At 56.2% G+C, this 19,304-nt stretch carries 19 protein-coding genes and 1 tRNA gene; 8 read left to right on the top strand and 12 right to left on the bottom strand.

The genetic code is table 11. The annotated features are described in order from the left end of the window. Positions 1-5: 5 nt before the first annotated feature. The 6 genes from recF to mutM form a co-directional block, all read right to left on the bottom strand. Positions 6-1,076 (bottom strand): DNA replication/repair protein RecF, encoded by a 1,071-nt coding sequence (gene recF, locus SJY32_RS12885; protein WP_376875981.1) that lies wholly within the window; start codon positions 1,074-1,076, stop codon positions 6-8. A gap of 37 nt (positions 1,077-1,113) precedes the next feature. Next, positions 1,114-2,232, bottom strand: coding sequence for a DNA polymerase III subunit beta (gene dnaN / locus SJY32_RS12880; protein ID WP_376875978.1), 1,119 nt, complete (start codon positions 2,230-2,232; stop codon positions 1,114-1,116). A 135-nt stretch (positions 2,233-2,367) separates the two neighbouring features. Next, positions 2,368-3,711 carry a chromosomal replication initiator protein DnaA gene (dnaA, locus tag SJY32_RS12875; protein WP_376875976.1) on the bottom strand — a complete coding sequence of 448 codons (1,344 nt, stop codon included), beginning with the start codon at positions 3,709-3,711 and terminating at the stop codon, positions 2,368-2,370. A 509-nt stretch (positions 3,712-4,220) separates the two neighbouring features. After that, entirely contained in the window at positions 4,221-4,487 is a 267-nt protein-coding gene (rpsT, locus tag SJY32_RS12870) for a 30S ribosomal protein S20 (protein WP_376875973.1), read from the bottom strand. A gap of 184 nt (positions 4,488-4,671) precedes the next feature. Further along, entirely contained in the window at positions 4,672-5,448 is a 777-nt protein-coding gene (locus SJY32_RS12865; protein ID WP_376875970.1) for an enoyl-CoA hydratase, read from the bottom strand. A 105-nt stretch (positions 5,449-5,553) separates the two neighbouring features. Continuing rightward, positions 5,554-6,405 carry a bifunctional DNA-formamidopyrimidine glycosylase/DNA-(apurinic or apyrimidinic site) lyase gene (gene mutM, locus SJY32_RS12860; protein ID WP_376875967.1) on the bottom strand — a complete coding sequence of 284 codons (852 nt, stop codon included), beginning with the start codon at positions 6,403-6,405 and terminating at the stop codon, positions 5,554-5,556. A 147-nt stretch (positions 6,406-6,552) separates the two neighbouring features. Here mutM and ubiE point away from each other — a divergent pair, with 147 nt between their 5' ends. Together ubiE and ubiB are read left to right on the top strand one after the other, a co-directional pair. Then, on the top strand, positions 6,553-7,302 hold the full coding sequence (ubiE, locus tag SJY32_RS12855; protein ID WP_376877729.1) for a bifunctional demethylmenaquinone methyltransferase/2-methoxy-6-polyprenyl-1,4-benzoquinol methylase UbiE: 750 nt from the start codon (positions 6,553-6,555) through the stop codon (positions 7,300-7,302). Between the two features lies 1 nt (position 7,303). Further along, positions 7,304-8,830: a 2-polyprenylphenol 6-hydroxylase gene (ubiB, locus tag SJY32_RS12850; protein WP_376875964.1), complete on the top strand. Its 1,527-nt coding sequence runs from the start codon at positions 7,304-7,306 to the stop codon at positions 8,828-8,830. Positions 8,831-8,850: 20 nt separating this feature from the next. Here the strand turns inward: ubiB and SJY32_RS12845 are convergent, their stop codons facing one another. Together SJY32_RS12845 and SJY32_RS12840 are read right to left on the bottom strand one after the other, a co-directional pair. Next, on the bottom strand, positions 8,851-9,522 hold the full coding sequence (locus SJY32_RS12845) for a flagellar hook capping FlgD N-terminal domain-containing protein (RefSeq protein WP_376875961.1): 672 nt from the start codon (positions 9,520-9,522) through the stop codon (positions 8,851-8,853). 28 nt (positions 9,523-9,550) lie between these two features. Continuing rightward, the gene (locus tag SJY32_RS12840; RefSeq protein WP_376875958.1) at positions 9,551-11,629 is read right to left on the bottom strand and encodes a flagellar hook-length control protein FliK; all 2,079 of its coding nucleotides are present in this window, start codon (positions 11,627-11,629) and stop codon (positions 9,551-9,553) included. Here SJY32_RS12840 and SJY32_RS12835 point away from each other — a divergent pair. The 6 genes from SJY32_RS12835 to SJY32_RS12810 all read left to right on the top strand — a co-directional run bounded on the left by SJY32_RS12835 (position 11,614) and on the right by SJY32_RS12810 (position 15,598). Further along, on the top strand, positions 11,614-12,045 hold the full coding sequence (locus SJY32_RS12835) for a rod-binding protein (protein WP_376875955.1): 432 nt from the start codon (positions 11,614-11,616) through the stop codon (positions 12,043-12,045). The genes SJY32_RS12840 and SJY32_RS12835 overlap by 16 nt on opposite strands. Further along, the gene (locus SJY32_RS12830) at positions 12,035-12,397 is read left to right on the top strand and encodes a hypothetical protein (RefSeq protein WP_376875952.1); all 363 of its coding nucleotides are present in this window, start codon (positions 12,035-12,037) and stop codon (positions 12,395-12,397) included. The genes SJY32_RS12835 and SJY32_RS12830 overlap by 11 nt, the downstream gene beginning before the upstream one ends. 243 nt (positions 12,398-12,640) lie before the next feature. Then, entirely contained in the window at positions 12,641-13,894 is a 1,254-nt protein-coding gene (locus SJY32_RS12825) for a flagellin (protein WP_376875949.1), read from the top strand. Positions 13,895-13,989: 95 nt separating this feature from the next. Beyond that, positions 13,990-14,373, top strand: coding sequence for a flagellar biosynthesis regulator FlaF (flaF, locus tag SJY32_RS12820; RefSeq protein ID WP_376875946.1), 384 nt, complete (start codon positions 13,990-13,992; stop codon positions 14,371-14,373). Then, positions 14,370-14,774: a flagellar biosynthesis repressor FlbT gene (flbT, locus tag SJY32_RS12815; protein ID WP_376875943.1), complete on the top strand. Its 405-nt coding sequence runs from the start codon at positions 14,370-14,372 to the stop codon at positions 14,772-14,774. The genes flaF and flbT overlap by 4 nt, the downstream gene beginning before the upstream one ends. Further along, positions 14,771-15,598 (top strand): DUF1217 domain-containing protein, encoded by an 828-nt coding sequence (locus tag SJY32_RS12810; RefSeq protein ID WP_376875940.1) that lies wholly within the window; start codon positions 14,771-14,773, stop codon positions 15,596-15,598. Before flbT ends, SJY32_RS12810 begins: the two co-directional genes overlap by 4 nt. 80 nt (positions 15,599-15,678) lie before the next feature. Here the strand turns inward: SJY32_RS12810 and SJY32_RS12805 are convergent. From SJY32_RS12805 to SJY32_RS12790, 4 genes are all read right to left on the bottom strand, one after another. Beyond that, a tRNA-Pro gene (locus SJY32_RS12805) sits at positions 15,679-15,755 on the bottom strand. Positions 15,756-15,819: 64 nt separating this feature from the next. Continuing rightward, on the bottom strand, positions 15,820-16,800 hold the full coding sequence (locus SJY32_RS12800; protein WP_376875937.1) for a DMT family transporter: 981 nt from the start codon (positions 16,798-16,800) through the stop codon (positions 15,820-15,822). Between the two features lie 220 nt (positions 16,801-17,020). Further along, on the bottom strand, positions 17,021-18,127 hold the full coding sequence (leuB, locus tag SJY32_RS12795) for a 3-isopropylmalate dehydrogenase (RefSeq protein ID WP_376875934.1): 1,107 nt from the start codon (positions 18,125-18,127) through the stop codon (positions 17,021-17,023). A gap of 104 nt (positions 18,128-18,231) precedes the next feature. Further along, entirely contained in the window at positions 18,232-19,302 is a 1,071-nt protein-coding gene (locus tag SJY32_RS12790; protein WP_376875931.1) for an endonuclease/exonuclease/phosphatase family protein, read from the bottom strand. Between the last annotated feature and the right edge of the window lie 2 nt (positions 19,303-19,304).

Below are 19,304 nucleotides of genomic sequence, written 5' to 3'. Positions count from 1 at the left end.
ACGCGCTAACTCGCACCTTCAATGATGTGGGACGTTCCGTCGGTTTCCTGAACTTCCCAATATTGCGCACGATCCCCTAGCGTGTCGAACAGTTCCGCGCCAGTGCCGGTCATAAATGCTTGCAACTTGAGGGCGCAAATTTCGTCATAGAGGGCGGCGCGTCGTTTCGCATCAAGATGTGCGGCAACCTCGTCCAGCAAGACGATCGGCGTATCACCGGTTTCCGCGCGCAGGGCCCGCGCATTCGCAAGGATAAGTGAGATTAGCAAAGCCTTTTGCTCGCCTGTCGAGCATTGCGCTGCGGGTTGCCCCTTCACGGCGTAGCGCGCCTCCAAATCGGCGCGATGCGGCCCTGTTAAGCTTCGGCCCGCCCGCATATCGGCTGCGCGCCCCTCGGCGAGCGCCTGCCTCAAATCTTCAGGGCCTTGCGCGATCAGCGTTAGATCCGCCGCGGGGAAGGCTGTTTGCGCGCCGTTTTGCGCAGCCTTCAAACGCGTTAGCGCCAAGGCCCGATTGGCGCGAATATCGATCGCTGCATTTGCCATGCGATCTTCAAGCGCGAGATACCACGATGGGTCGCGCACCATATCCTTAAGCAGTCGATTCCGCTCTCGCATCGCTTTCTCATAAAGCATGACAGCATCGGCGTGATCGGGCGCGAAAGAAAGCGTCAAGCGATCCAAAAACCGCCTCCGACCCTCGGCGCCCTCAATCCAGAGACGATCCATCGCCGGAACCAACCAAACGACGCGCAAAACGCGCCCTAGTGCCAATTGCGGCGTGGATTTCCCGTCAATCCGAACATCACGCGACGCGGAAGGCTGTGCGGATGTCTCGATCTCTTGCCCGTTTTGAAGCGTGGCCCGGATCTTCCAGCCGACAGCCTCATCACGACGCATCAACTCCTCGGCGCCCGCCCGCCGCAAACCACGACCAGGGGACAGAAGGGAAATAGCCTCAATAATGTTTGTTTTGCCAGCGCCATTCGGCCCGTGGATCGCTACGGGGCGACCATCAAGCGCCATAGACGCACGACGATGAGACCGAAACTGGAGCAATGTCAGTTCGGTCAGCATCCGTCAGCACTCAAAATCAGGTCGGTTAAGATAGGCGTCAAACGCGCATCGGCATAACGACATAAACAGCGGAGCTATCATTGCCCTCGCGCATCAATGTCGGATCGCCGGATGAGTTGAACATGAACACGGCATTTTCACGGTCTACCTGGCTCGCGATTTCGAGGAGGTACTTCGCGTTAAAGCCAATCTCCAAACGCTCATCCGAATAAGCGACTGCTAGTTCTTCTTCCGCCGCGCCCGCATCGGGAGCGTTCACGGATAGCACGAGGCGATCCTCGTCTAGCGACAGTTTCACAGCCCGCGAACGTTCCGATGAGACTGTTGCAACACGGTCAACAGCCTTCGCGAATTCCGAAGCGTCCACTTCCAAGCGGCGTGTGTTCCCCATGGGAATAACGCGCGTGTAATCAGGGAAGGTTCCGTCAATAACCTTCGACGTCAATGTCAGAACTGGGGTCGCGAAACGAACTTTCGTTTCAGACACCGACACTGCGATTTGAACGTCGTCATCGTCCAGCAGCTTACGCAATTCGTTCACAGTCTTGCGGGGCACGATCACGCCGGGCATATCTTGAGCGTTCTCAGGAAGCGGCGCATCGATCCGTGCGAGGCGGTGCCCATCGGTCGCGACACAGCGCAAAACCGGACCATCTTCGCCTGTAGAGACGTGCATATAAACGCCGTTCAAATAGTAACGCGTTTCCTCGGTCGAAATCGCAAACTTCGACTTATCAAACAGGCGCCGCAAGACCGATGCGGGCGCTGTGAAATTCGCGGCGTATTCAGACGAGGCCATGACCGGGAAGTCTTCGCGCGGCAAAGTCGCGAGATTAAAGCTCGAACGCCCTGCCTGAACCGAAAGCCGTCCTGATGCCGGATCGTCAGACAGTTGCACCAACGCACCATCCGGCAGCTTGCGTACGATTTCGTGGAGCGTAACGGCGGGGACAGTGGTCGCGCCAGAGCGTTCAACCACGCAATTTGCCTTGTCCACAACCTCGATATCAAGGTCTGTGGCACGGAAATGCACGGTATCGCCCTCGGCCTCAATCAAGACGTTTGCAAGGATCGGGATCGTATTGCGGCGCTCCACAACCGATTGCGCCTGCGCGACTGCTTTGAGAAGGGCTGCGCGTTCGATGCTGATCTTCATATCAATCCCTCGTTTCAACGGGAAAAGAAACCTAGCAGGTTTCGCTTCAACCGCAATCTTTTTGGCGAATGTCCGCCGAATGGCCCAGATCGTCAAGGGCGGAAGCGGCGTTCCAACCCTCGTTTTAGTCTTTGTTTAACCGTCGAGAAGGCGGCAGAGCAGATCGACATCCTCAACCATTTGCGGATCGGATTCGAGCAATTCCTCGATCTTGCGAATGCCGTGCATAATTGTTGTGTGATCGCGACCACCAAAGCGACGCCCGATTTCCGGCAGCGAGCGCGTGGTTTTGCGCTTTGCGATATACATCGCAACCTGACGAGGGCGCGCGATCGTGCGGACCCTTTTGGGCCCGATCATATCGGACAGCCGGACGTTGTAATGCTCGGCAACCTTGCGTTGGATTTCTTCGATCGTGATCTTGCGATCGGAGGTCCTAAGAATATCGACGAGACATTCCTGAACAAGGTCAAGCGTAATTTCGCGTCCGACTAGCGACGCAAAAGCGAATAAACGTGTCAATGCGCCCTCAAGCACGCGGACGTTCGACGTGATGCGATGCGCCAAAAATTCAAGAACGCCATCTGCGATCTGCAAGCCCGCGTATTGGGCGCGGTAGGCATCGACTTTATTTTGCAAAATTCCGAGCCGTAACTCGTAATCGGTCGCGTGCAGGTCAACGACGAGGCCGCATTGCAGGCGCGATTTAATCCGGTCTTCCAGATCCTTGATCTCACCCGGCGCGCGATCCGCCGAAATCACAATCTGCTTGCCTTGGTCAACCAAGGCATTGAACGTATGGAAGAATTCCTCTTGGGTAGAATCTTTGCCCGCGATGAATTGAACGTCGTCCACCATCAGGACGTCGACCGACCGAAAGAGCCCTTTGAAATCCATGATCTGACGTTCGCGCAGTGCTTGCACGAAGCGATACATGAACTGCTCCGCCGAGAGGTAAAGCACGCGCAGCTCGGGGCGGCGGATCTGCAATTCATGGGCAATTGCATGCATGAGGTGGGTCTTACCAAGGCCGACCCCACCGTAGAGGAAGAGCGGGTTGAAACTTACCGGCCCACCTTCCGCGACGCGGCGCGCCGCAGCATGGGCAAGCTCGTTGGGTTTTCCGACGACGAACGTATCAAACGTAAAGCGCTGATCGAGCGGCGCACCTGGAAGTTCCTCGGATTGCGCGCGGCGACGTGCTGGCTCGGGAGCCGCGACTGGCGCAGCGCGCTGCTCTGTCGAAACGGCGATTTCCACGCGCGAGACCGATGCTCCGGCGCGGCTTAGTTCCGTTGCGATCTTATCGAGATAGTTGCGCGACACCCAGTCGCGCATGAATTTCGTTGGCGCGTCGAATGTCGCCACGCCCTCATCGAGCCCTGAAAGGCGCAGAGGTTCAATCCAGCTTTGGAAGTTATTTTTACCCAGCGCCTTGAGTAATTCCTCACGCGCTAGCCCCCAACTCTCTTCCGTCATCCTCACGCCTCAATTCAAAGTGCCAGACGCGATGCGTCATAAAAATAGCGCAACGCGCCCCCAAACACAGCCTTCGACGCGGGTTAAGCCCCGCGCGAAGATCCTCAAACATTTCACAAAAGGACAACCAAGACCGCAGCCGAGCAGATCGGCAGGCAGTCCAGCCTGAGCCTGAGAGTAAACCCTCGGCACCGGAAACGTATCTTCTGCCGTTGCAGCGCGGCCTATAGTCCTGTCAATCGAGCGCGTTTTACGGCACCTGATTCCACCGGAAGATACGGTTTGTCCCCCAAGGCGACGTGAATCGCTCGGTGAAGCTAGCAAGTTGGGGGATGCCTTTTCAACCGATCTTCGCTCTTGACGCCGGATTCCGTGAATCGAATCTCTTAGCGCGCGAATGAGGTCACACTCCGCCATTAAGTTGTTGTTTTTAAACACCTAATGGAAAATAGAAAAAGGGCACAACCAAACTGGTTGCGCCCTTAAAATAGGCTTGATCGCGGATAGAATTACGCCGAAAGGGCGTTAACGCGCGCTGCGAGGCGCGAGATTTTGCGCGAGACGGTGTTCTTGTGCAGAACGCCTTTGGTAACGCCACGAGCAAGCTCTGGCTGAGCGGCGCGGAGTGCAGCAGCTGCTGTTTCTGCGTTGCCTGTCAGGATTGCTTCTTCGACTTTACGGACGAAGGTCCGGATGCGCGAACGGCGTGCTTTGTTGATATCTTCGCGGCGCTCGTTCTGGCGTGCGCGCTTTTTCGACTGGGGCGTATTTGCCATGGTGATTTCCCACTTTTCGGGTCAGTTGCAATTGCTATCGCACAACAAAACCCGGTCCCCAGAGCACCGGAACGTATCCGGATGATTCTAGCCTGAGCGGGCTTCACGCGCATGTAAGCCGCTTCCTTAAGGCAAATGCTGCGATGAGGGAAGCCGGAAAACACGGTCTTTCCGGCTTCCTGCGTTATTTATCGCGGAATTGTGGCTCACGCTTCTCTAGAAACGCGTTCATTCCTTCTTTTTGGTCTTCTGTCGCGAACAGGGCGTGGAACATCCGACGTTCAAACAAGATGCCTTCGCGCAGGGTTGTCTCATACGACCGATCAACGGCTTCCTTCACGACCATCGTCGTTAGCTGTGATTTCTCGGCGATCTTGCGTGCGGCGGACAAAGCCTCGGAGATCAGCTTCGCGACGGGCACAACGCGGCTCACAAGGCCCGACCGTTCTGCTTCGGCGGCTTCCATGAAACGACCTGTGAGGTGCATATCCATGGCTTTCGATTTTCCAACGAACCGTGTCAGGCGCTGCGTCCCGCCGATTCCCGCGACGACGCCGAGGTTAATCTCAGGTTGACCGAATTTGGCGTTTTCAGCGCAGATGATGAAATCGCACATCATCGCCAATTCGCACCCGCCGCCCAACGCATATCCTGCCACGGCCGCGATGACCGGCTTGCGGGTGCGGCAAATGGCTTCGGATTCGGGGGCGAAATAATCTGAGCCGAACATATCGACGAAGCTTTTATCAGACATTTCCTTAATGTCTGCGCCTGCGGCGAACGCCTTTTCGGAGCCGGTGATGACGATGCAGCGCACCTTATCATTCGCATCCGCTGCCTTTAACGCATCCGCAAGCTCTGACAGCAATTGCGAATTCAATGCGTTGAGCGCTTCGGGACGGTTCAGGCGGATAAGTGAGACGTAATCTTCGATTTCGACGATCAGGGTCTGGTAGGCCATGCGGCTATGCCTTTCCTTATACTTGAAGGCGAGTCCTATCAGGACGGAGCTATTTATCAAGCCTGCAATCGCTTCTGCTTCGCGGGTGGCGGCTATAGCGTCACGTCATCGCTGGCATTTAGGGCAAAAGAATGTTGATCGCCCCGATTGAACGATCCTTTGAATCTCTCCGCCACAGTCCGCTGTTCGACAGGGCTCGCCTTCGCGGTCGTAGGCCCTGAACGTGTGCTGGAAGTATCCAAGTTCACCATCAGCTTGACGATGGTCTCGAAGACTGGAGCCCCCGGCCTCGATCGCCTCGGCGAGCACATCGCGAATGATCGGAACCAAGGATGTGATCCGCGCTTGCGACAGCCGCCCTGCTTGACGTCGTGGGTCGATGCCCGCGCGGTGCAGCACCTCACAGACGTAAATGTTGCCAAGGCCAGCCACGATTCGTTGATCCAGAAGCGCGGTTTTGATCGGGGTTGCCCGTCCCTTTAGGCGGCCGATCAGATATTCCTCATGAAACGCATTCCCAAACGGTTCCGGCCCTAGGCCTGCGATTAGCCAATGCGCGGCTTCGCGATCAGTTCGCACCAGATCCATGGCCCCAAAGCGGCGCGCATCGTTAAACGTGACACGCGCGCCTTGATCCATGTGGAAGACAACGTGATCGTGCTTGAGGGGCAGCGGATGATCATGGTGAAATCCGCCGAGCATCACGCCAGAGACCGTCATTCGCCCCGACATCCCAAGATGCACGAGCAGGCTTTCGCCCGTGTCGAGATCGGCAAGGATGTATTTCGATCTGCGTCGCAAACGTTCGATACGTGCGCCAGTGAGCCTCTCTGCCATTCGCTCGGGGAGCGGCCAGCGAAGATCCGGCCGGTTCACCTCTGCGCGCGTTATTACATAGCCCTCCATCGCGGGGACCAGCCCACGGCGCACGGTTTCCACTTCGGGCAGTTCGGGCATTTTAATCCTTTTCTCTCGCCGCGTGTTGTGGCCGAGTGTCGCGCCAAGGGGCGTATCGCGGCCTGCCGCATTGTCATGGCGGCGTAGCGCCCTATAAGGAAGGTGTAATTCAGCGGATCGCAAGGCCCCAAAATGACCCATGACGCCATGAACGAACATCAGAACACGACCCATTTTGGCTATCAGACCGTCAATGAGACGGAGAAAGCCGGCATGGTGCACGGCGTGTTCTCCAAGGTGGCGTCGAAATACGATATCATGAATGATCTGATGAGCATGGGCATCCACCGTGTGTGGAAAGATGCGATGATGGACTGGCTCGCGCCCCGTCCGAACCAACGGCTTTTGGATGTCGCGGGCGGAACTGGGGATGTTGCTTTCCGGTTTTTGGGGCGTGCGCAGGGGGCCACTGCGACAGTTTGTGACATGACGGAATCGATGCTAATCGAGGGTCAAAAGCGCGCCGAGGCGGAAGATATGGCCGGGCGGCTAGACTGGGTCGTTGGCGATGCGATGAACCTGCCGTTTGATGACAACACATTCGATGTCTATACGATCTCGTTCGGCATCAGAAACGTCACGCGGATCCCCGATGCATTGCGCGAAGCCTACCGCGTTTTGAAGCCCGGCGGGCGTTTGATGGTTTTGGAATTTAACCAGATCCCGAATGAGATGCTCCAAAAGGCGTATGATGCCTATTCTTTCAATGTCATTCCGGTAATGGGCCAAATCGTCGCGAATGATCGCGACAGTTATCAGTATCTTGTCGAGTCGATCCGGAAATTCCCCAATCAGGAACTGTTCGCCTCAATGATCCGCGAGGCGGGGTTTGATCAAGTGAAATATCGCAACCTGTCGCTGGGCATTGCGGCGTTGCATTCGGGATGGAAAATCTGAGATGCGCGGACCGCACAATATCTGGCGGCTAATCCGCACGGGAGCCACCTTCGAACGTACCGGCGCGATGAGCGTGGCGCTCGAGGCCGTCGATGCGCCTGCGTCGCTGCGACTCGTTGCGCGAATTCTGGGGTGGCCGTTCAAATGGCTGGGGATCAAAGGAGATAGCTCGCTTCCGCCGGTAACTCGCGCGATTACGGCGCTTGGCCCTGCATACATTAAATTTGGCCAAATTCTCTCGACACGGCCTGACGTCGTTGGTGACGAACTCGCGACCCAATTGCGTATGTTGCAAGACAAGCTTCCGCCGTTTTCGATCGATGTCGCGAGACAGACGATCGAGGAGGAGCTTGGCCGACCGCTCAATGCGGTGTTTTCGCAATTTTCCCCTCCCGTTGCGGCTGCTTCAATCGCACAGGTTCACTCGGCCATTCGGGCAGATACCGGCGAGCAGGTGGCTGTGAAGGTTCTACGCCCGGGAATTGAGCGGGCATTCCGCAAGGATCTCGACGCATTCCATTTCGCGGCGGCATTGATTGAGCTGGTCTCGCCTGCGTCGCGTCGCCTTCGACCTTCGGATGTTGTCGCGCATTTTGAAAGCGTCGTTATCGGAGAGCTTGATCTACGCCTTGAGGCGTCGGCCGCGTCCGAATTTGCCGCAAATACGAAGGATGATAGCGGATTTTCCGTACCCAAGCCTGTGTGGGCCCTGTCTGGCAAGCGGATTATGACGCTCGATTGGGTGAACGGAACCGCGCTTGGAGATCGGGAAGCCCTTAAGGCAGCAGGGCATGACCCGAATGCATTAGGCGAGCGCGTCTTGCAGCTATTCCTCAGTCACGCTTTGCGGGATGGGTACTTTCACGCCGATATGCATCACGGCAATCTCAAGGTCGCGCCCAATGGTGACATCGTCGCGTTTGATTTCGGGATCATGGGGCAGATCGATGAATACACTCGGCGCGTCTACGCAGAAATCCTGTACGGGTTTATTTCCAAAGATTACCGCCGCGTAGCAGAGGTGCATTTTGAGGCGGGTTACGTCCCGCGTGATCGGGATGTCAATGAATTCGCCCGCGCGCTTCGCGCTGTGGGTGAGCCTATCTTCGGTATGGATGCGACACAAATTTCTATGGCGCGTTTGCTCGCCTATCTCTTTGACGTCACAGAGCGTTTCGGGATGGAGACACGCACCGAACTGATTTTGTTGCAGCGCACAATGGTCGTGGTGGAAGGTGTCGCCAGGTCGTTGAACCCCTCGATCAATATGTGGGAGGTCGCGCATCCCGTTGTTGAAAGCTACATACGCCAAAATCTTGGCCCACGCGCAGCTGCGAGGGATTTGTTGAGAGCGGCTTCCGTTTTGGGGCGTTACGGCCCGCGATTGCCGGGCATCGTCGAGGGGTTGTTGACCACCTCTACTCAGGAAACGGCGAAGCCCAAACAGGGCGGTATGCGCTGGGCGACGATTGCCTTAGGGGCATCGGCATTCACCGCACTCGGTGCGGTATTAGGCCATATCTTGTAAGCAGATTAGCATTGCGGCCTTCATTCCGGTTGCCGCAATGCCGTCGCATCGCTGGTGCCAATCTCTGAACCACCGCGCAGCACAAGCACTGTGCCAGTACCTGCGATACGTGCCTCAGTGATTTCCGAATAAGATTCGACGGGGTCCGTCCGCGCGATAACACCGTTTTGGTAGCTCTCCATCTCGAAGGTATAAAGACCCGGAGACGCTGTCGCCCCGTCTGCTCCCGTGCCGCTCCAGGTTAACGTACCTCCGCTGATATCAACGTCTCCGCGTTGCACCACGGCGCCTGTGGAATCGCGCACCACGAGCACACTTCGGTCTGATCCGGTGACGGCCTGCGGCGCGAGCGTGACGCTGTTCGACCCATCAAAATAAGCTGGCGCGTCCGATCGCGCCTCCATCCCCACCCAACCGGCCAATTGTGACATTCCGATTGAGGACAGTTGCGTCGCAAGATCTTTGAGCAAATCATTGGTCTGAACCGCTTGTTCCACGCCGGAAAATGTAGCGAGCTGCGTCGCGTACTCTGTGCTCTCAATAGGATTCAGTGGATCTTGATTCTGCATCTGGGTGGTCAGCATCACGAGAAACGTTTGAAAATCGCTGCTGATCACGCTGCCTGTGCTGCTCGAAGAACTGGTGGCAGAGGTGGTCGCGGTGGTGGCCGCGGAGGTAATGGAGGTGACCATTTACTATCCTTTCTGGATCGGTTTGTACTTAAATCCGTAGATCGAGCCCTTGCGCCGTCGGACCAAGATTTATCCTGATGGGGGACCGAGATAGCGCATCGCTTTGCGATTTGGCGTAAGGGGTGTCTGTTGCGGCATCGGCTTTTGTGCCAGTGCGAGGGGCATCGTTTTGATCTTTGTGAGACTGCTGCGAAAAGCTGAAAGAAACGTTAGAAAATCCCATCTCTCGGAAGTCTTTTGTGAGCGAATCGATATGTCGGCGCATGAGGTCTATCGTGTCTTGGCGTTCAGCCTGTACCGAAACCACCATGGCTTGATCTGCGGATTGTAGCGTCAGCTTCACGCGTCCGAGTTCTTCGGGAGATAAGGTCAATTCGACAGGGCGATCGGGTTGCGAGGCGATGCTAGCTGCAAGTTGATGCCCGATCGAATAAGGGGTCTCAGAGCGCGTGGGAGGGGCTTGATGAACGCTCGACACCTCTGAAGCGCTCCGCCTCTGGTCAACCGCCATCGTTGCGAATTCCAGCGGCGCATCTTGTTTGTCTGGGACAACGAGTGGCGGAGTATTCGCGTGTTCCTTAGGCGATAGAGCACCGCCCTCAATTTGCGATCGGGTCGTTTCTTTGAGGTCGCTCGATTGCGCGGAGCGAAGTGGGGCCTCCTGTGGCACCAACTCTCTCAAATCATTTGTCTTTTGTGACGATTTTTCATTCGGTATCAGCACCCGCTCGATTGATTGCTCGGTTGCGGGGGCCACTGATTGCGTGATGAAGGGGTCAATTGGAGTTTCGGGATTGGGAATGCGAGCGGGATTGCCGTTACCGATTGGTGGGTGCGAAGTGTTTTCATTCGTGTCAACGGTCGGCTCGCGCGACGGCGCGGTTTCCCGAGCGGACGAGGCATCATGTGTCGCCTTCACATCATGGATGTGAGGGGAAAGAGTTTCTGACTGCTCCGGCGGAATAAAGCTCATCCGAAACGAGCTTTCTTGCGAGAACCTATCGCCCAAGGATGGCTCTGACGGCTCCAATGCAGTCAAAACGGAAGTCTCAGCTGGCTCGACCAGCTTGCGATACGCTGTTTGTGTCGTGGCATCCGGCGTCAAATCGTCGTTCGGTGTGAAACCTGGACGGCCCGCGTCTATTGCCTCAGGACCTTCTTGTTGCCGCGGCTGTGGAAGTGCTGCTCGGTCGTTAGTAACACCTTGCATGGTGTCGTGGGGCGAGGCGGAACGCGGTTGAACCAACGCAGCCGTGTTGCTGGTTGGTGCCTCTGCATCGGAGATCTCGGCTTGATGATAACGCGTATGGCTCACGCTCGGCTGCGCGGGTGTATCGGGGCGTTGGACTTGTTCAGGTCCAACGGGGGAACTTTCTATCGCGTTCGAGAGCAGCAAGCTTTGCACCGCGTGCTCGCCCGCATCCGCCCCTGTGCCATCGGCGCGCGTGTTGCTGGCCTTGGCCTGGGTGGCAGTAACTTGGGTTTCCGGTGCCGCAACGACGGTCACATTGGCCCGTGGCTCAAGTTGAAGCGCCATGCCGTATGCGCCGTTTGACCATGCCGAGACTTGCGTGTCTTTGGAAGGCAGGCGCACTTCCGGCGGACTAGTCTCCTGGATAAATGCATCTTCGATTTCCGCATCCGGCGTCAGATCCCGCGCAACAAACTCTCTTTGATCCTGCTCTCCGACTGGCAAAGCGGGCTGAAGCGGTTGCATGTCCGGCGCGAGATGCGCTTTCGGCATTTTTTGTTCGATCAAGTTTTCGGTGGTGGTGGTGTCAGGTTCAGGGCGATGTTTTGGCCCAGTATCTTCTTCAACCGATGAACTCTCGGGCGCGGTGGAAAGGGCAATCGCATCTACGATTGCTGGGTATGGTATGTTCGGTGATGGCTTTGCAAAACTATCGGCCGAGGGCGGCAATCGTGGCGCATGTGACGGAAGAAAAGTTTGAAACACTGGCGCGGGCGTTGCTGTCGAGGGCGACTCCTTAAAAAGGACGTCAAAGTCCGACAGGCTGGTCGCGCCCTCATTGGAGGCATCGTTCATCGGCGGGTACGATGAAAATGCCTGTGCAGGCTTCGCGAGGAAAGATGCGTAGTCATCCATGGCGCTTTGCTCCCTATCACGTGACGCCATTCGCAGCGTGGGGCAAATATGCGGCCAATAAATTACCGATTGTTTACCTAAATCGGTGCATCCTCCAAAAAATCCTCTCAATTGGAGATAATGCGATGACTGACATACGGGTCGCTACCCAACCCTCGTTATCCTCTCGACCCGTCAAACCAGACGCGGCGCTGCGAGAGGCCGCCACCCAGCTAGAGGCTGAGTTCCTGACTGAAATGCTGAAGCACACAGGCCTCGGAAAGCCGCGTGATAGCATGGGTGGGGGCGTGGGCGAGGAGCAATTCTCATCATTTCTCGTGAGAGAGCAGGCCACTGCGATGGCAAATCAGGGCGGAATCGGTTTGTCGGAATCATTGTTTGAGGCGCTCAAAAAAGGACAAACGCATGGACAGTGAAATTTTGGCCGCCCTTGAGCGGTTAGAGGGGCTTCTTCAAGTCGAACGGCATCTAATCAAAGGTGGGAATTTTGACGAGCTGGATACTCTTGCGCGGGAGAAAGATATCGCGATGGCGGCCGTGCTGAATGATCCAGCCTCGACGCGCCTTCATTTCGACCGCTTAATGCAATTGCGTGAGGTCGCTGAGCGGAATCAGCGGTTGATCGGCGCTGCCCTAAAGGGGATTCGCGCAGCTCAGCGCCGGCTCGAAATGATCCAGCGCGCCAGCAAGTCGATCGATAGCTATGATCAACTCGGACGCGCAAAAACGATTGGCTCAACAGCACATCATATCGAGCGCAAGGCTTAGCGGCCCGCTTGCCTCAGTCATGCTATATTAACCATGTAGATGAAAAGGCCTGACTAAACTCATTCGGCGGAACGGATCTTAGGCCTTATTTAGCGAATCCCCTTCAGATTGATCCTTGCATCCCGCATCGGGGTGGCGCGACCGGAAGCCTCTGGATCGTATCGGACAGAACGCCACAATCTCTGCCTGTAGGGCAGGAAGTGAAACCGAGGCGCAAAGCGTCAAAGCATTTAAGGATCTGTCATGTCGAGTATTCTCACTAACACGAGCGCAATGGTTGCCCTTCAAACTTTGAAGGGGATCAATTCAAGCTTGTCGATGACCCAGTCGGAAATTTCGACAGGTAAATCGGTCTCCTCTGCAAAGGACAACGCCGCTGTCTGGTCGATTTCCAAAGTGATGGAATCGGATGTTCAGGGCTTCGAAGGTATCTCCAGTTCGCTCTCCTTGGGTGAATCGACCGTTGCTGTGGCGCGGCAGGCCGCGGAAACCGTGACCGACCTGCTGACCGAAATGAAAGGGAAAATTGTCGCTGCCCAAGAAGAAAATGTCGATACGGCAAAGATTCAGACGGACATCGCAGCGCTGCGCGATCAGATTGAATCTGTGGTTGGCGCGGCACAATTCAACGGCTTGAACCTTGTTGACGGTTCGAGCGCCGCGGACGTAAAAATCTTGTCGTCGCTAGACCGTGATTCCTCAGGCAACGTTTCGGCGCGGACGATCGATGTTCAGCGCCAGAATCTTTCGATCGGTGGCTATACCGCCAAAGCCGCTTTTACCGGGACAACTGGCACGTCAACTGATGCTGACAGTGCTGCGCTTTCGCTCAGTAAGGCGGATACCACGGGCGTCGAGCTCGTGTTGGATTCTTCGATCACCTATGCTGAGGGTGACAAGGTTTCGATCAAACTTGGCGATAAAAGTATTAGCTATACGGTGACCGCTGAAGATGCCGCGCAAAGCGCTGCTGGCGTTACGAACATCATCGGCGCTGGGCTGAAATCAGCGGCGGATGCACTCGGGATCACCGACTTGCGGGTTGATTTTGCGGCAAACGACGGAACCGATGAGACGACGTTGACCTTCAAGGTTGCGGATACTGACGGCGACTCAACGACATCTCTCACCCAAGATATGAATATTACGGCGCAGTTTGAGAATGTCGGATCAGGTGGCCTGGGTAAACTCGCAGGCATCGACGTTTCAACCACGGCGAACGCGCAAGCGTCGCTGAGTGCGATTGAGGATCTGATCCAAACTGCGACAGTGGCAGCCGCATCGTTCGGTTCGGCTGAATCGCGTATCGAAACGCAGTCGGACTTTATTTCTAACCTTACCGACTCGATGAAGGCGGGTATCGGTTCCTTGGTGGATGCAGATATGGAGGAAACCTCGGCACGCCTACAAGCCCTCCAAACGCAGCAGCAGTTGGGTATCCAGTCGCTGTCGATCGCGAACCAGTCGCCGCAAAACGTCCTTTCGCTCTTCAAGTAATAGGCCACATTCAGGGCGTGCAATTCCGTGCGCCCTGATCTCCCTGCGCGGCAAAGCCGCGTTAGTACTGAATTAGCCACAGGAAGGGCTTTTCCGTGAACGCACAAACACTGGCCAAAATGGCTTACTCGGCTCCAGGTCAGCCGACACAAACGATGCGGTCGACTGAATACGAACTTTTTTCACGCGTAACTTTCCGGATGCGTCGAGCAAATGCTCAGGGGGCTGCGGGGTTTGCCGCGCTCGCGAGTGCAATGCACGATAATCGCCAACTCTGGACCGCGCTAGCGATTGATGTCGCGGATAAAGACAACCAACTTTCGCCAGCGGTCCGTGCACGCATATTTTATCTTGCGGAATTCACCACACACCATACTCGCAAGGTGTTGGCAGGAAAGGCTTCCGCCGACGCGCTTGTCGAAATCAACACAACGATCATGCGTGGCCTTAAGGGCAATGGCACAGGGGGCGCGGTATGAGTGGCCTTGTCCTAAAACTGGCGCCCAAAGAGCGAGTGTTGATCAATGGAGCGGTGATCGAGAATGGTGATCGTCGCACTCGACTGGCGATCATGACGCCGAATGCGCATATCTTGCGCTTGCGTGACGCTATACACCCCGAGGAGGTAAATACACCCGTGAGGCGCGTGTGCTATATTGCACAGCTTATCCTCTCAGGCGATGCCGACCCAGCTGAGGCGAAGCTACAACTCCTGCGCGGGATCGAACAGCTCTCTCAAGTCCTGACCGATCACGATAGCCGGAGCCAGCTAAACGCGGCCTCTGCGGCCGTTCTGAGTGAACAACATTATCAAGTTCTCAAGGCACTTCGATGCTTGCTGCCGCGCGAGGAACGATTGCTTGCGGCGGGCAGAGTATGACTTACATTCCAGTCGTACCCCTTTCCGGTTACGCCGGTTGGCAAGTTCTGAACCGTACGATGGAACGTCAGCAAGCCGCCTTCGTTGCTTCCTCCTCCGTCCAGAGCACAGAGGAGTATTTTCGCTCCAAGATCGGCGGGATCGAAACCGCTGAGGATCTCGTTAACGATCGCCGCTTGTTGGAGGTCGCGCTGGGCGCTTTCGGCTTGGGCGAGGACATCGACAACAAGTATTTCATACGCAAGGTTCTTTCGGAAGGGACGCTTTCCGATGATTCACTCGCGAATAAACTGTCAGATAAAACCTATCTTGCATTGTCGAAAGCCTTTGGTTTTGGGGACTATGATACCCCGAGAACCAAGCTCTCGGACTTCGCTGACACAATCCTCACCAAGTATGAGGCGCGAGAGTTCGAGGCTGCGGTTGGCGAGAGCAACGAGACCTATCGGTTAGCGCTCTATACGCAGAGGGAATTGCCGGAAATTGCGGCAAAGTCTTCGTCTGAGGTGACGAAGTGGTACAACATTCTTGCTTCTGAGCCGCTCAGAAGTGTTATGGAAACTGCCTTTGGATTGCCCGAGAGTATCGGGGCATTGGATCTCGACCAGCAAGTTGGCATCTTTAAGGAAAAGGCCGAGAGTGTTCTTGGTTCGAGCGACCCAGCTGATTTTGGAACAGATGAAGTGCTTGATAAGCTCGTAAAACAATACATCTTGCGGGATTCAATCGTGAATGGGCTTACATCTACAAGTTCAGGCTCAGTTGCTCTGCAGCTTTTAACGGCATCGCAATCGACCGGGACAACGCTTTCGCTCCTGCTTTGAGCGCGCCGAGAAATAACCTACACACGGACGGGCATGACGAATTTCGTCGCATTCGGTGGTGATAGATTAGATTTCGGGATTGGTCGGAGCGAGAGGATTCGAACCTCCGACCCCCTGCTCCCGAAGCAGGTGCGCTACCAGGCTGCGCTACGCTCCGACCGTGCGCCGGAATTACCCAACCAAGATTTCATTTGCAAGAGGGAATTGCGCAGTTGGCGCCGTCAATGGCTCCCGCTTTTCTTGCTGTTCCTATTCGGCGAAAGAACCCTCTGGAGCAGGGAAGATCGCGGTGTAACGGGTGTCTCGTTGCGCCCTCGCGTTCGCAAGACCGGTTGGTTTTCCGAGGCGTCCGAGCTGCTCTCGCGAAAGACGATATAGAGACCTGAGGAAATAACGATCGCGGCTCCGACCATCGTGGGAAGATCGACAGACTCATTGAAGAACAGGTATCCGAAAATAACGGCCCAAATGATTTGGCTATATTGCATAGGGGCCACGATAACCGCCTCCCCCGCGCGGTAGGCTTGAATTTGCAAAAATGATGCGGTCAGCCCGAAGAGGGCAACGATGGCCAAGGCGCCAAGATCGGGAAGTTGCATGGGTACGTATACAAAAGGGAGCGCCATTGCCATCACGATGAAATTGCCCATCATCGGATACAGTAGAAGGACAACCGGCCGTTCATCTTGGCCAATTTTGCGCACGATCACGGACGCGAAAGCCCCGCAAATCGACGATAGCAACGCAGCAATATGACCCAGCGTAAGATCCGCTTGGCCTGGCCGAACAACCACGATCACCCCGATTAGGCCTACAACGACCGCCGCCCAACGCCGCAAACGCACCGTTTCCCCAAGGATCGGAATTGAGAGAACTGTGATCAGCAGGGGTGTTGCAAACAAGATCGGGTAAACCTGAGCCAGTGGCAGCTTCGAGAAGGCGTAAAAGGCCGAAACGCCGGTAACAACCGTGCAGACCGTCCGCGCGAGAACCCACCAAGGGTGAAGAGGGCGAAGATGACCCTCGCGTTTATCTTTCAGCAAAATAACGGTGACGATCGGGAAGCTGAGAAGCGCAGCAAAGAAAACAATTTGAAACGCCGTGAAGGTCTCGCCAAGGCTTTTGATGACGGCATCATGAGTGGCGAAAATCGCCATCGAGGTAAGCCCGAGAAGGGCACCTTTGAAGTTATTTGTTGCCATGATTGCGTCCTTCCTTGAGGCAGGCCGCATCACATCGGCGGCCAGCCCTTCGTCGTCGTATAACCGATGTGTCAGATTTATCGAATACGCTCAAGTCTCGGCAGCGCTGTGCGATGCCCCGGCCTCGTAAATTCGCCCCAATTAACAGGACAGGTTTTGGGCAGAGTTTGACTGCCTCGAGATTGAAAAAGGGCCGGATCGTATGATCCGGCCCTTGATATTAAAGCGACGCAGTCAACGCTTCGAGGATTTTGTCGCCCATCTGCGAGGTTGTCACCGGCGTGCCGCCATCTGGCCCCATCAAATCTGCGGTGCGCACACCGTCCGCGAGCACTTTTTCAATCGCTTGCTCAAGCCGAGTCGCCTCATCACCTAGATCGAACGAATAGCGCAGCGCCATTGCGAAGGAGAGAACGCAGGCGATCGGGTTTGCCTTGCCCTGCCCAGCGATATCAGGCGCAGATCCATGCACGGGCTCATAAAGTGCCTTAGGCCGACCGTTCGCCATAGGCAGGCCGAGCGACGCGGACGGCAACATGCCAAGCGAGCCCGTCAGCATCGCAGCCGCATCCGACAGCAGATCGCCAAACAGGTTATCCGTTACGATGACGTCGAATTGCTTCGGATTGCGGACGAGCTGCATCGCGCCATTATCGGCGTACATATGCGACAGTTCGACCTCCGGATACTCCTTGTCGTGCACCTCTTGTACGACTTCACGCCACAGGATGCCGGATTCCATGACGTTGGCTTTTTCCATCGAGCAAACTTTGTTGCCGCGGCGTTTCGCCAGTTCGAACGCCGAGCGAGCGACGCGTGCGATCTCGGATTCAGTGTATCGTTGGGTGTTGATCCCCACGCGCTCGTTGCCTTCTTGGAAAATCCCGCGCGGCTCACCAAAGTATACACCTGACGTCAATTCGCGGACGATCATGATGTCGAGGCCTGCGACAATATCCTTCTTGAGCGATGAGAAATCCGCAAGGGCATCGAAGCACTGTGCTGGGCGCAAGTTTGAGAACAGATCCATCTCTTTGCGCAGCCGAAGCAGGCCGCGTTCCGGTTTGACGGAGAAATCGAGCACGTCGTATTTCGGGCCGCCAACAGCGCCCAGAAGAACCGCATCTACCTCTTGCGCCTTGGCCATCGTGTCGTCGTGGAGCGGGGTGCCGTGCTTGTCATAGGCGCAGCCGCCGACAAGATCTTCGGAGACGTCGAATTGGATTCCACGCTTTTCACCGAACCATCCGATGACTTTCTTGACCTCGGTCATCACTTCGGGGCCGATGCCGTCACCGGCAAGGATAAGAATGGACGGGTTTGCCATGGTCTGCTCCAGTAAAAAAGGGTTGCAAGCGGGGTAAACAATGGCGCGCGCAGGGTCAAGCGCGGTAACGAAACCACGTGACAGATGCACGCCCCGAAGGGCTTTCAGCGAAGCTCTACATCAACATAAACAAGGCGGTGTCGAGAGGCCTCCAAGACCGTCTGCGCCATCGGGTCGGGCAGAGCGGGCCAATATACGCCGCTGCCGGTGACGGTGAAATCCCGCGAAGGCAAAACATAATCGACGCGTAGATTGCCGGCTTCGCCGCCGAACTCGGCCGTGTCCATCGCGTCGCCATTGGTCTTTGTCTGTTCGGTGTTGTGCTGACCTGTGTTGTTGGGGCGGGGGTCTTGCACGCGCGGGTCTGAAAGCAGTGCGGTGAGTGCCTCTTTACGGCCCTCGCCATCTGCCGGGTCCAAATTGACTTGTCCTAAGATAATGAACGGGGCAGCGGGAGGCTTTCGGGGAAGCTCACCGTCGAGATATGCCATCCAGAACGCGGTTTCGTCGTGGTTCCTGCGGCCGTTGCGATCTTCCGGCCCGTCGAACACAGGAGGGGTCGCGCTGAACGCAAAGAGGTGAACCCGATCACCCGACGGCAGTTTCAGCGCCACATCCCAGTGGTTCGTTGAAGCCAGACGTTGGACCGTCGCCGCCTCTGGCGAGAGGGACGCTCCGCCGATCAAGCTGTCGGGCAGGTCCTTCCAAAGAAACAACGAAAAATCCTCGACAGCCTCAATCGGGATTTTTGACAATAAAGCCATGCCGTTATCGCCGGTGAAATACCCGAATCCTTGTGCATCGCGCGCCTCGAAGCGGCGGCCATTGCCATCGATGTCGAAACCGGTTGGCAGGCCGCTATTGGGCATCGTGGTGAATTGGTAGGGATAATCGGCCCCCATCTCGACCAGCCGTGACGTGAGCATTTTCAGCAAGGCCTCGCCCGCATCGAAATCCGTCCCCGTGAGCAAAATCACGTCAGGACTGACCTTTGCAACGACGCGTAAGGCCGCGAGAATCTGTGGATCGTTCTTGCGCAACGCGTCCAGCGTGAGGCCGGGACCTTTACGCGATAGGCCGGCGTCATAGGTCGCTACCCGCATCGTGTTTGCATATGTGACCGAACAGCCGAGTGAGGCAATCAGGCCAAGACCGATGCTGGAAATTCCGCGCAATG

This window comes from Albirhodobacter sp. R86504, assembly GCF_042466415.1.
Lineage (GTDB): Bacteria > Pseudomonadota > Alphaproteobacteria > Rhodobacterales > Rhodobacteraceae > Albirhodobacter.
Note: the sequence above shows the minus strand (reverse complement) of the source record. Positions and strands in the feature narration are given on the sequence as shown.

What these genes read in the sequence shown, in the direction of transcription:
- recF (WP_376875981.1), bottom strand. Translation starts at nt 1,076, where the DNA reads ATGCTGACCGAACTGACATTGCTCCAGTTTCGGTCTCATCGTCGTGCG.
- dnaN (WP_376875978.1), bottom strand. Translation starts at nt 2,232, where the DNA reads ATGAAGATCAGCATCGAACGCGCAGCCCTTCTCAAAGCAGTCGCGCAG.
- dnaA (WP_376875976.1), bottom strand. Translation starts at nt 3,711, where the DNA reads ATGACGGAAGAGAGTTGGGGGCTAGCGCGTGAGGAATTACTCAAGGCG.
- rpsT (WP_376875973.1), bottom strand. Translation starts at nt 4,487, where the DNA reads ATGGCAAATACGCCCCAGTCGAAAAAGCGCGCACGCCAGAACGAGCGC.
- SJY32_RS12865 (WP_376875970.1), bottom strand. Translation starts at nt 5,448, where the DNA reads ATGGCCTACCAGACCCTGATCGTCGAAATCGAAGATTACGTCTCACTT.
- mutM (WP_376875967.1), bottom strand. Translation starts at nt 6,405, where the DNA reads ATGCCCGAACTGCCCGAAGTGGAAACCGTGCGCCGTGGGCTGGTCCCC.
- ubiE (WP_376877729.1), top strand. Translation starts at nt 6,553, where the DNA reads ATGAACGAACATCAGAACACGACCCATTTTGGCTATCAGACCGTCAAT.
- ubiB (WP_376875964.1), top strand. Translation starts at nt 7,304, where the DNA reads ATGCGCGGACCGCACAATATCTGGCGGCTAATCCGCACGGGAGCCACC.
- SJY32_RS12845 (WP_376875961.1), bottom strand. Translation starts at nt 9,522, where the DNA reads ATGGTCACCTCCATTACCTCCGCGGCCACCACCGCGACCACCTCTGCC.
- SJY32_RS12835 (WP_376875955.1), top strand. Translation starts at nt 11,614, where the DNA reads ATGCGTAGTCATCCATGGCGCTTTGCTCCCTATCACGTGACGCCATTC.
- SJY32_RS12840 (WP_376875958.1), bottom strand. Translation starts at nt 11,629, where the DNA reads ATGGATGACTACGCATCTTTCCTCGCGAAGCCTGCACAGGCATTTTCA.
- SJY32_RS12830 (WP_376875952.1), top strand. Translation starts at nt 12,035, where the DNA reads ATGGACAGTGAAATTTTGGCCGCCCTTGAGCGGTTAGAGGGGCTTCTT.
- SJY32_RS12825 (WP_376875949.1), top strand. Translation starts at nt 12,641, where the DNA reads ATGTCGAGTATTCTCACTAACACGAGCGCAATGGTTGCCCTTCAAACT.
- flbT (WP_376875943.1), top strand. Translation starts at nt 14,370, where the DNA reads ATGAGTGGCCTTGTCCTAAAACTGGCGCCCAAAGAGCGAGTGTTGATC.
- SJY32_RS12810 (WP_376875940.1), top strand. Translation starts at nt 14,771, where the DNA reads ATGACTTACATTCCAGTCGTACCCCTTTCCGGTTACGCCGGTTGGCAA.
- SJY32_RS12800 (WP_376875937.1), bottom strand. Translation starts at nt 16,800, where the DNA reads ATGGCAACAAATAACTTCAAAGGTGCCCTTCTCGGGCTTACCTCGATG.
- leuB (WP_376875934.1), bottom strand. Translation starts at nt 18,127, where the DNA reads ATGGCAAACCCGTCCATTCTTATCCTTGCCGGTGACGGCATCGGCCCC.